This window comes from Luteibacter sp. (genome assembly GCF_036500425.1).
Lineage (GTDB): Bacteria > Pseudomonadota > Gammaproteobacteria > Xanthomonadales > Rhodanobacteraceae > Luteibacter.
Genome location: NZ_DASYCB010000063.1, coordinates 1 through 10,357, shown reverse-complemented (window position 1 = coordinate 10,357; position 10,357 = coordinate 1). Strand labels below are relative to the sequence as shown.

11 protein-coding genes are annotated in these 10,357 nt (G+C 65.8%); 1 reads left to right on the top strand and 10 read right to left on the bottom strand.

Going from position 1 to position 10,357, the window contains the following annotated elements; translation table 11 throughout:
* Positions 1-21 precede the first annotated feature (21 nt).
* The 10 genes from VGN46_RS16110 to VGN46_RS16065 all read right to left on the bottom strand — a co-directional run bounded on the left by VGN46_RS16110 (position 22) and on the right by VGN46_RS16065 (position 9,756).
* Complete coding sequence (locus VGN46_RS16110; protein WP_331645028.1) at positions 22-432, bottom strand: hypothetical protein; 411 nt, start codon at positions 430-432, stop codon at positions 22-24.
* Between the two features lie 86 nt (positions 433-518).
* Positions 519-1,145, bottom strand: coding sequence for a hypothetical protein (locus tag VGN46_RS16105; RefSeq protein ID WP_331645026.1), 627 nt, complete (start codon positions 1,143-1,145; stop codon positions 519-521).
* Between the two features lie 10 nt (positions 1,146-1,155).
* Positions 1,156-2,862, bottom strand: coding sequence for a putative porin (locus VGN46_RS16100; protein WP_331645024.1), 1,707 nt, complete (start codon positions 2,860-2,862; stop codon positions 1,156-1,158).
* A 44-nt stretch (positions 2,863-2,906) separates the two neighbouring features.
* Positions 2,907-3,587 (bottom strand): TonB C-terminal domain-containing protein, encoded by a 681-nt coding sequence (locus VGN46_RS16095; protein WP_331645022.1) that lies wholly within the window; start codon positions 3,585-3,587, stop codon positions 2,907-2,909.
* Positions 3,588-3,591: 4 nt separating this feature from the next.
* Complete coding sequence (locus VGN46_RS16090; RefSeq protein WP_331645020.1) at positions 3,592-3,999, bottom strand: biopolymer transporter ExbD; 408 nt, start codon at positions 3,997-3,999, stop codon at positions 3,592-3,594.
* 12 nt (positions 4,000-4,011) lie between these two features.
* A complete protein-coding gene (locus VGN46_RS16085; protein ID WP_331645018.1) occupies positions 4,012-5,796 on the bottom strand; it encodes a DUF2341 domain-containing protein in 1,785 nt (594 codons plus the stop codon).
* Between the two features lie 34 nt (positions 5,797-5,830).
* Positions 5,831-7,438, bottom strand: a complete 1,608-nt coding sequence (locus VGN46_RS16080; protein ID WP_331645016.1) for a ShlB/FhaC/HecB family hemolysin secretion/activation protein — start codon at positions 7,436-7,438, stop codon at positions 5,831-5,833.
* Between the two features lie 136 nt (positions 7,439-7,574).
* On the bottom strand, positions 7,575-8,549 hold the full coding sequence (locus tag VGN46_RS16075; RefSeq protein WP_331645014.1) for a FecR family protein: 975 nt from the start codon (positions 8,547-8,549) through the stop codon (positions 7,575-7,577).
* Between the two features lie 5 nt (positions 8,550-8,554).
* Complete coding sequence (locus tag VGN46_RS16070) at positions 8,555-9,097, bottom strand: RNA polymerase sigma factor (protein ID WP_331645012.1); 543 nt, start codon at positions 9,095-9,097, stop codon at positions 8,555-8,557.
* A complete protein-coding gene (locus VGN46_RS16065; RefSeq protein ID WP_331645010.1) occupies positions 9,094-9,756 on the bottom strand; it encodes an STN domain-containing protein in 663 nt (220 codons plus the stop codon). The genes VGN46_RS16070 and VGN46_RS16065 overlap by 4 nt, the downstream gene beginning before the upstream one ends.
* A gap of 181 nt (positions 9,757-9,937) precedes the next feature.
* Between VGN46_RS16065 and VGN46_RS16060 the strand changes: the two genes are divergently transcribed.
* Positions 9,938-10,291: a hypothetical protein gene (locus VGN46_RS16060; protein WP_331645008.1), complete on the top strand. Its 354-nt coding sequence runs from the start codon at positions 9,938-9,940 to the stop codon at positions 10,289-10,291.
* Positions 10,292-10,357 lie beyond the last annotated feature (66 nt).

Sequence of the window (10,357 nt, the reverse complement as noted above, 5' to 3'; positions counted from 1 at the left end):
GCAAAGGCCTCGTGGAGCGCGTTAGGTCTGGGCGTCGGATGACGGGGCGATCCCGCCCGTGAAATCGCTGGTCATCGACGCCACTTCATCGTGGATATCGGGGAGGTGGGCGAGCTCATGCAGCTCGGCCACCGTGCATTCGCGGAGTACGGCGCGGATCGCCAGGCGGCGCCCGTCGTGCAGCCATGCGTTGAGCACGGCACCGATGGCACGCAGCGTGGTGTGGGTCGGGTCGTCTGCTGCGCGCTTGCGATGGCGCAGGGTGTCTTCCACCGCATAGCGCACGCGTGCGCCGAGGAAGGCCGACGATTCGCTGAGCAAGTGCTCCAGCGCCTCGCGCGGAACGCGATCGAGCAGGATGTCGGCTGCCTTTGCCTGGCGCGCCGTGTAAAGCTGGCGAAGCATTTCGGCAAGGGCATGCAGGCTGCTCATGCGCACCTCAATATGGGGACGTCCCTGTCCATCGCGGGTTCCTGTGTCATCCATGGCGACCCACCGCGGGGTTGACGGGTCCTTGATCATGGGCTGGCCGTGGCCTGGCTCGTGCGTGGGTCGAAGCGCTGGTCGTACAGCTTGTCGCCGAACGCCTGCGCCGCCGTTTCCAGCTTCACCCGCGCCTTCGCCGCGAACGGCTGGCGCGAAGCGATCACGTCGCTCATGTCGAGGTTTTCGTAGGCGGCGATCACGTCCTGGCCGACGCGGTACATCTGCACGTTGCGCGCGGTGCACACATCGACCTGGCTGTTCGCCGCATCCAGGGCCTTGGCCAGCCGCGCGCGTTCGGTTTCCGCCGTGCGCAGCGCGACCGCGGCCGAATCCGCATCGGCTTTGCCCTTCTGCGCCGAGGCTTCCGCGGCCTCACGGCGCTGTTTTTCCGCAGCGAGGGCGCGGGTCGTCTCCGGGGAGACCGTCGCGCCCTTTTTCCCTTCCGCACGCGCCGCGTCGGCATCCGCCTTGGCGGCGTCGCGCTCCTTCTCCAGCTGGGCCTTCTCGGCCGCCCAGCTGGCCTGCTGTGCCTGCAGGTCCTGCAACTGGCTGCGCGTTTCGCTCAGCTGGGTGCGGATGCGGCTTTCCAGGCTGGCCTGTTGCGCGAACACCGCAGGTGCGGCGGTGGCCAGCGCGATGACGATGAGCAAGCGTTTCATGTCGCCTCCTTTAGAACCTGGCGTTCATTTCGAGCTGGAAGACGTCGATGGAGAGCGGCGGGCCAAACACTTCCTTCGCGTTGAAGTAGCGCAGGCTCAGCCACGAGTACTTCGAGATGCCGTAGCTGCCGCCGAGGATGAAGCCCTTGGCATTGGTGCCACCCAGATGGAAATCCGGATCGTTCAGGCCATCGAGCGTGGCGTCGGGCTGCAGGTACTTGTAAGCCAGGCTGACGTTCCAGTCGCCGACCGCATGCGGATCCGGGTTGCCCAGCGTGGCGCGGAACATCCAGCCGACCGGGCCGCTCTTGTAGGTGTTCTCGGAGAAATCACCCGCGCCGAAGTTGTTGACCAGGCGATTCAGGCCCACGTCGGGCGCGAAGGCATCCTTGCGGTGGTAGGCCAGGTTGCGGATGTAATCGCCTTCCAGGCGCAGCGGCGTATCCGCAACCTTCATATCCAGGCGCGTGGTGGCGTTAGCAACGTGGTAGTCGTAGACCAGGCCAACGAACTGCGGCTGCGCGTAGCTGCTGGGCGAGTTCGGATCGGGGATGATGTCGCGCAGCAGGAACAGCGAGTTGCCCTTCTGCATGAAGGTCGGGCGCGTGGCGTCCGTGCTGCAGTAGGTCACGCCCAGGTAGATCGGGCACGGATCGGAGAGCTGTCCCTGCATGTGGTCGAAGCGGTAGTACGCCAGCGCGAACTTCCATTCCGCGTCATCAGCGAACTTCCACGATGCACCCACCTGCGCGCCGGCCATCCACTTGTCGCGGCTTGCTTCCTTGGTGCCCGACTGCGACGGGAAATCATCCGACTGGTATTCGATCGGGAACATGCCGACGGTGGCGAACGTGCTTACGTCATCGCTGGCCGGCACATCGAAGTGGCTGGCGATGCCGTCGAAGTTGAGGTCGTCGGCATAGACCAGATTGGTGCTGAGGAACGGGTTGGGCATGCGGCCGCCGGTCACCTTCACCCAATCGGTCGGGCGCCAGGCGATCCAGGCCTGGTCGAGCCAGATGTTTTTCTTCGCCAGGCCGCCGCCGAGGTTCTGCGTGGTGGAGACCGGGTTGTTGTCGTTGCCGGTACCGATGCGGATACCCGCGGTCACGCCATCGCCCAGGTTCACATCCACGCCCAGGCGGGCACGGATACGCAGCGAGTTGGTGCGGTTTTCCAGCGTGTTGAGCTGCGGCGGCGGCACGACACCATTCAGATCGTAGGGGCCCGTGCGGTTAAGCGAGGCGAAATCGACCTGCTGGCCCGCATTGCCCTTGTCGTAGTAATGGAACTCGTCGCGCACGCGCATATCGCCGGTCCAGGCGATGCGATCCAGCCACTCCGGCAACTTGCCCGGTTCGGCCCAGCGTTCCTGCTTTGCCTGCGCCACCACTTCCTGGCGCAGCTCATCCTTGATCTGGTTACGCACCACTTCGGGCACGTAGGTCACGCGCACCTGCCCCGGCACCGCGGGTACGGCGTTGGCGGTGCCCGCAGCCTTTTGTGCTGACGCGGCATCCGCGTTGGCCTGGGCGATGAGGCCATCGGCATCGGCCTGGGTCAGCACGCCGCGCTTCACCAGCAGGCGCACGAGGTTGATGGTGGCGTTTTCCGACGGCGCGGACTGGGCGTGAACGCCTGTGGCGCAGATGGCCAGGCCGATAGCGGCGGCCAGCAGGGCGCGCGCGGGTCGCTGGCGTGCCTTTCCGTGGGTCATGCGGAATCTCCGGGAAACAAAGGGCTTGAAAGGAAGGAAGGCGTTCATGCGGGACGTTTCCCGCGAATGGACACGCGCACGGGGAAGTGCAACGACGCGGGCGGTGCGACATCGATGCGCGGCATCGCGCGCAGCGCGTCGATCAGCGCGTCATCGGTGGTCTTGTTGCCGCTGGAGTTCGCAAGCTCCGCACGGACCAGGCGACCATCAGGATCCAGCCACACGTTGGCCTGTACCTCGAACGAGAGGCGGTTGACCTTGTCGTTGCGCTGGATCGCCTGCTGGATCGCATAGCCGAGGTACTGGTCGTAACTGCCGGTGCCCGTGCCGGTGCCGCCGTTGGAGCCGACCATGCCGCCACCGGCGCCCGCGCCGATGTTGAAGCTGTCGCTACCGGCCTGCGCATCCGTGTTCATGGTGATCTGCTTCGCCACGTCCGGCGTGGACTTCGGCGCATCGATCGGCTTCTGCGGCTGGTCGAGCGGCTTGTCCTCTACCGGCTTGATTTTTTCCTCCGGTTTGGGCTCGGGCGGTTTTTCCTTCGGCGGCGGCGGCGGCGGCGGTAACGGCGTGATCGTCGCTATGCGCGGCGCCTCGCGGCGCACACCCACGGTGCTCGCGGCGAAATGCCAGACCAGCGCGCACAGGCCCAGGAACACGGCCGCGGCGACCGCCGGGCCGAGCCAGCGGCGTGGGGGGCGACGGCGTGGTTCGAAAGCGTCCACGCCATCAATCCTTCGGCGCCTTGCCGGTCACCAGGCCGACCTGCGGCAGGTCCACCCGGCGCAGCAAGTCCAGGATGTCCATGACCTTCTGGTACTGCACCGTCGAATCACCCTTCACCACCACCGGGAAATCCGGGTTCAGCGCCTTGAGCGAGCGCAGGCGCTGCTCCAGTTCGGTGAGCGTGACCGGGTAGGCATCGAGGAATACCTGGCCGGTTTCCGAAACGGTGATGGCCTTGGTCTGCGGCTTGGCCATGCTCACCGCGGCGGAGGCCTTGGGCAGGTTCACCTTGATGCCCTGTACCGACGCGGTGGTCATGATGATGAAGATGACGAGCAACACATACGCCAGGTCGAGCATCGGCGTGATGTTGATATCGTCATACGGCTTGTCGTCGTCCTGGGCGCGCATGGCGGCGGGTCCTTACGCGGCGACCGCGGCCGAAGCCACGACGCGCTGCTGTTCGGCCAGGCGGGTCACGAACTCATCGACGAACACCTGCATGTTCGCGGTGACGTTCTTGTTGCGGATGAGCAGGTAGTTGTAGCCAAACAGCGCCGGGATCGCGACGAACAGGCCGGCGATGGTGGCGAGCAGCGCGGCGGCGATACCCGGGGCGATGGCGTTGACGTTCACATCGCCCGCCGCGGCGATCGCGGCGAAGGTGATCATGACGCCGACGACCGTACCGAGCAGGCCGAGGAACGGGCCACCGGAGATCGCGATGGTGAGCATCACCATCGACTTCGCCAGGCGCTGGTTTTCACGCACCATGGTCGAGTCCATGGTCGCGCGGATCGCTTCGATCGATTCCGGCGCGATGTGGTCATGCCCATCCGCATCGCGGCGGCCCCACACTTCGGCGGCGCCAACCTTGTACAGGCGGAACAGCGAGGAATCGGCCAGGCGATTCGCGGCAGGATCGCGCGAGAGCGCGAGGATGTTGCGGCCCTGCTTGCGGAAGGCCTCGAGGAAATCATCGTTGGCGCGGCTGACCAGGTTCACGTACGCGGTGCGCTGCCACATCACGACCCACGAGATGGCGGCCATGATCAACAGGATGCCGATCACCACCCACGCATCGGTCGTGACCGACTTCACGATGATGCCGAAGTAGCCGAAGCCCACACCGGCCTGCTTCTCGTCGGTGCCGTAAGCCACCAGCTTCGACTCGGCGCCCTGGGCCTGCGCGTCCATGGCGATCAGCACCGCGGGGCGGGCGATGCGCGACAGGCGCACTTCATCCATGAGGCCGGCGAAGGGAGCACCCGCGTTCGTCGCATCGGCGCTGTCGCTACCGAGCGTAGCTTCCGTATTCATCGCCGGCAGTGCGCCGGCCAGCGTCGCATACGGCTTGCCGTCCACGTAAAGCTGCAGGTTGCCCTCGGCGGCGGTCACCGCGATATGTGCCCAGGTAGCCGCCTTCAGCGGCTCACCGACGGTGCTGACCGGTGCGGCATCGCCCTCGCCCACCTGGACGAACGGCGCGCCGTTCTGCAGGCCGATCACGAGTTCCTGCGTGCCTTGGTGGCGCGCATACAGGGTGACCTTCCCGTCCGTGACCGCATCCGGCTTGACCCAGGCGCTGAAGGTAAACGCGCCGCCCTGGCCCATGGCCATCGAGACCGCGCCCGGCAGCTTCAGGCCCTGCTTGCCATCGAAACGCGCCGCCTTGCCAATGATGCCGTCGACCGTGGCGAGCGAGCCCGCCGCGTTGTTGGCATACGCCGTGGCGTCGCGCGGTGCGCTGCCCGCGGCGTCTTCAAAGTGATAGACCGCGGCGTAGTCGGCATCGAACGTGGCGCTGCCCTTGTCCGCGCCCTGCGCCTTCGGGTTGCCGTAGTACATCCAGACCTGCTGCTGCGCATCCGCGCCAACTTGCGGCACGTCCACCCAGACCAGGGCTACGCCCAGCACCGGATCGAAGGTCTCGACCTGGAAGTTCAACGGCGTCTTGTCATCGGCAGCGACGAAACGGATATCCGCACCGGATTCGTTGACACCATCGAAGGTGAAGTTGCCCGAGTGCAGACGGACCAGCATCGGCACGCGACCGGCGGCGGTGCTGATGTTGCCGCCCTTCGCCGTGGTGTCGATGGTGATCGCCTTGCGGAAGGCGAAGTCCTGGTTCCACCACGACGCATCGGCGGCGTGGGCCGCGGGCGCGAGGCCGATCAGCATGGAGGCGAGGAACAGAAGTCGTTTCACGGTGGTACCCCTGGGTGGTTGCCCTAGTGCCCGGTCAGAGCTCGGCCTTGAGAGAAAAATGGATGCGGGTGTCGTGGGCCTTCGTGGCCTGCCCGTCGTTGAACGGGTAAGCGATCTCGAAAGCACCGGTGGCGAAATTGAACAGTTGGAAGCGCGTGCCAAGGCCCACGCTGGAGAGGTCGTAGGTCTTCACGGTGCGGCTGCCGGCATCCGGATGATCCTGGTCGATCAACTGCGGTAGCGCGTTCATCAGCTGCAGGTGGGCACCATCGGCGAAGGCCAGGAAGCGCCAGTCGTTCATCCAGCTCCCGACGTGCGCCGCGATCGACGGTGTGCGCAGCTCAAGCGAACCGATGACGCCGTGGTCGGCGGTTTCCTCGGCTTCCAGGTAACCGCGCACGGTGCTCTCGCCACCGGCGGCGAACTGCTCGCTGGACACCAGCGACGACGTTGACACCTGCAGGGCGAGCCGGCCGAGCAGGCTCCAGCCACTATCGAAGTTGCGCGTATGGCCGCCTTCCGCCTTTATGTAGAAGAAGTTCTGTCGCGACTTGTAGCGCTGGTTATCGAACTCCGCCGCGCTGCTGCCGCCCGCACGGACCCCCCCGACCGCACCCAGCGACATCGTGCTCATGGATTTCTCGCCCATGCGCTGGCCCTGGTAGGTCACGCTCACCGGGATATAGGTGATCGGCGCTTTTGACGTGTCGTCGCCGAGAACGAGGTCCTGGTCGAAGTGCTTGCGGCTGACGCCGAGCGACAGCGACTGCGAGAACTCGCCGTGCGTGGGCAGGTTACGCACGAAGGTGAAGCCGAAGGCGTTGCCCTTGCCGAGCACGGTGGTACCACCGACGGCGTTGGCGTTGCTGTTGGATTTGTAGCCCGAGGCCAGCATGCTCCAGTCGCCGTTGAACGGCACCAGGTACGAACCCGCCCACACTTCGGAGCTCTTCCGGTCCTGCGGCGCGACGATGTAGGTCAGCGATGCCGCCTGGCCCTTCTGGAACAGGTTGTCATCGCGCACGCTGGCCACCATGCGCAGCTCGGGCGTGTTCACGCTATGGTCGTTGTTGACTTCCAGGCTCGCGCTGAGCGGCTTGTTGTCGGTGACCTTCAAGGTCACGTCCATGGTGTTCGGCAGCTTGCCCGGAGTCAGTACCGGCACCACCTGTGCCCCTGCGCGACGATTCACGTCGGTGAGCTGGGCCTGCGCGGCGGAGAAGTCCGGCACATCGCCTTCCTTCAGTGCGGGCACGCCTTCGCGGATATCCTTCGGCGAACGGTACGTGGCGCCTTCGACACGCACATGGCCGATCGTGTTCTCGGTGACCTGCAGGCGCACGACACCGTCTTTCACCTGCTGCGGTGGGATGTCCACCACCACCGACTGATAGCCGTGGGCCTGGTATGCCTTCTGCAGGGCATCGCGCGCACCGGTCACATCGGTCATCGACTTGCCCGGGCCCAGGAACGGGTACACGGCGGTTTCGATATCCAGCGACTGGAGCGTGGAGTTGCCATCCACGACGTACTCATTCACCTCAAATGACTGCGGCGCATCCTGCGCGGCGGCATGGGCGGTAAGGCCCCATGCGATGGCGGCGGCCAGGGCCTTCGCCAGTGGGTTCGCGGCACGCTTCATGCGTTCACCCGTAGTGCTCGTGTACCCACGCGGAAAATCCCCTGTGTTCCGTTTGCCCCTTAGACGCGTGGGCTGTCGTCGCACTGAACCGGTGTCACGAAAAATTCATGCGGCCGCGGGTGCCGGCCCTCGCGTATCAGCTCAGCAGCACCCAGCCGCCGGGCAGGTTCGTGGCGTGGGCGCCGTAGGCGTCCTGGATCAGCGTGGCGACTTCACCCATCTGGTCGAGGGTGAAACGTGCATGTACCCGGCGCTCGCCCAGCGCACGATCGGTAATGACGATGCGGCCGGGACGGTAGCGATTGATATCCGCGACGACGTCGGCCAGTGGCTGGTTGTCGTAAATGAGCACGCGGTTGCGCCAGGCCAGGGCGGTATCGAGATTCACTGCGACTGCCGTGCCGATACCGCTGGCATCGAAGGCCACCTGCTGCGACGGCTTAACCGCCATGTTCGTGCCATCACGATTGAGGACGGCCTGGCCGTCGAGGCAGGTCACCGTGGCGGCATCGTCCGCGCAACGCACGGCAAAGGCCGCGCCTGGCGTGGAGAACAGCCGGCCATCCGCCACTTCCACCACGAACGGGTCTTTGCGCGTGGTGTCGATACGGACCACGGCTTCGCCACGACGCAGATGCATGCCGGTGACGATACCGCCGTGCTCACGCACGGAGATGTCCGTATCGGTATTCATTTCGAGTGAAACGCCCGGCGCCACGACAACGTTTTTCTGCTCACCTACGCGCGTACGCAGGCCACGACCATCTGGCAGGGAACCTTGGCTAAACATGTCACTACGTGCCATGAGCAGCGCGGCGAACGATGCCGCCACGGCACCACCGAGGAACGCGCGACGGGTCAGCCGGACGTTATGCAGGCCACGCGCCGTACCGCGCACCCTGCCCCGCGTGCCATGCTGGCGCAGCGCGGCGGCGGGGCCCAGGGCCTCCCACAGCGCGCGCGCCTCGACGAAGGCCAGGGCGTTTTCATCGCTTGCGGCGCACCAACGACGGAAGGCCTCGCCATCCTCGTAGGTGGCGGTGCCGGAGGTCAGGTGCACCAGCCAGTCGTGGGCTTCGGTGCGGCGATCGTAGCGGTGGGAAGCATCCATACCGGTCAAGACGTTTCCCGCGCCCCAGGACCGAACCGTTGGACCGAACGGCGGCCGGTTTTCGTGGCACAGGTCTCAAGTGCCTTCTTTAGTTCCTTGCCCACCATGCGCACGGAAATGCCATGGCGGGCCGCAATATCGGCCTGCGGAAGCTCATCGACCCGGGCCGCGATGAGGATCTCGCGCTGCCGGCGCGGCAGGGCATCCAGGGCGATGCTGAGCGCCGCGATGTCCTGTTGTGACGCCAGGATGGTCGAGGGCTCCATGATGTCGTCCACCGAATGCAACAACTCATCCACCTCTTCGCCCGTGAGCAGGCGGCCCTGCGAGCGGTGGTGGTCGGCGGCCATGTTCAGCGCCATGCGGAACAGGTAGCTGGTGGGGTGCGTGGCGTGGCCTTCCGGCATCGCCAGCTTTTCCACGCGCAGGTAGGTTTCCTGCATCACGTCGTCAGCGAGGTCATCCGAACGCAGGCGGCGACGCAGGCGGCGACGGAAGTCCTCGTAGTTATCAAGGAACAGACCCAGCAGGGTGGCGTCAGCGCTCACGCGGCCCCGCAGGCGTCACGGCGCGACGGCGCGAGCAGCACGGTGAAGGGGCTGGCCACGGCGAGCCGGGCGGGCACGCGGGCGCTGCGCAACGCGGTCACGACGCGCGCATCGCGCTGGTCATCATCGGACGGCGCGAGCGCAACCACGTCGGCGACATGCCCGCTCGCATCGATCCAAATTTGTAGCGCAAGACGGAACGTGCCGGGGCGGGTATCCCGGCGCACGCATAACACCTTCTCCACGGCGCGCTGCAACTCGGCGGCGTCATCGTCCGCGAGATCCACCGGCACCGGCGGCGCGACGCCCGCGGCTTCGCCGGCCTCGGCGGGGGTAGCGTTGACAGTGAACGCGTTCATTGAACTGAAGTGCGCGCTGAGGTCGGTGCCAACCAGCAGGATGCGCAAGGCATCGCGCGGCGCCGCCTCACCATGCAGTCCGGGCGAGTCACGCCCGGAGACCACGGCATCGTCGAACAACACCGCGATGCCGGTGCGCTCGCTGAACGCACGCAACGCGCCGGCCAACGGCTGGGCATCGATATCAAAGCGCGTCGTTCCATGCGTTATCCCTGGCGTGGCGTCCCCTGCCCGTGGCATCGCCTGTGCCGTGCCGAAGCACAGCGCGCAGGCCAATAGCGCGAGGGCACAACGCGTCACTTTCCGTCCTCGCGGTGGCCCATACATCACGGGTGATCAACGCGAAGGCTAGGCAGCGCAGATGACACACAGACGCCGGTTTGGTGACAGCATTGATGACAACACGATGACAAGCGTGACGTGCTTCCCCAACCGGCACACGACGTGTTATCCAACGCGCCTGTCCCTATGGGAAAGGGCTATGCATATTCGGCACTATTGTCTTCTGCTTGTCGGATTGTCCGCCCTCACGAGCGTGCATTCGCAATCCGTGGTGGACCTTCCGGGCGTGCACGCAAGCGCATCGACGACCTGCGTACAGCCCACGCACGGGGGGAGCACAACGCTCTCCTACGACTGTCTCAACCAGCAACTGGCGACCCCGCCGGGCATGCCGTCGCCGCTGGATACGAATGACGTGCGCAAGGTGCCGAGCAACCGCCTCGGCCTGTACAACGCCGCGGCCCTAGGCCAACGCATGGGCACCAACCTGGGCCGCAGCGTGCAGCCTTATCGTCCCCCAACGCCCACCTACCCCGCTGCCCTAACCCACTAATCTTGCAGGAGCGCGCTTGCGCGCGATGGGTGCTCGCGGCAGACCCGATCGCGCGCAAGCGCGCTC